We start from the raw sequence: 533 nt of genomic DNA on the forward strand, positions 1-533 counted from the left end.
GTGAAGGCTTTGGTCGATGCGACGCCGACTTCTACACCGGCGCGAGTGATATAGGCCAGAGCGCATTCGCGCACCATGGCGCTGGTGCTGACATTGCAGATTGTCAGCGTGTGTTCCATCCCCAGACTACGCGCATGTTTGAGTGCTGCCAAGGTGTCGGCGGTCTCTCCGCTTTGTGAAATAGTGACGACCAAGCTATTAGGGTTGGGTACGCTATCGCGGTAGCGATATTCGCTGGCGATTTCTACATTGACTGGGACTTTGGCGATGGATTCTATCCAGTATTTTGCGGTCAAGCCTGCATAGTAGCTGGTGCCGCAGGCGAGGATTAAGACGTTATCGATTTGTTTAAAAACCTTATACGCCTTGTCGCCAAACAGCTCTGGCATGATGGCTGTGACGCCTTCTAAGGTGTCGCCCAATGCGCGTGGTTGCTCGAAAATTTCTTTCTGCATGTAATGACGATACGGACCTAATTCTGCCTGACCGGTATGCGCATGCACGGTACGGACCTCGCGTTGTACTTGCTTGCC

General features: G+C 52.9%; 1 protein-coding gene. It reads right to left on the reverse strand.

The genetic code is table 11. The features are described from left to right. Positions 1-533: SIS domain-containing protein (locus QN395_RS21440; protein ID WP_323493151.1), on the reverse strand; the 533-nt coding region annotated here is incomplete at both ends.

The sequence above is a fragment of the Undibacterium sp. RTI2.2 genome, assembly GCF_035018705.1.
Classification (GTDB): domain Bacteria; phylum Pseudomonadota; class Gammaproteobacteria; order Burkholderiales; family Burkholderiaceae_D; genus Undibacterium.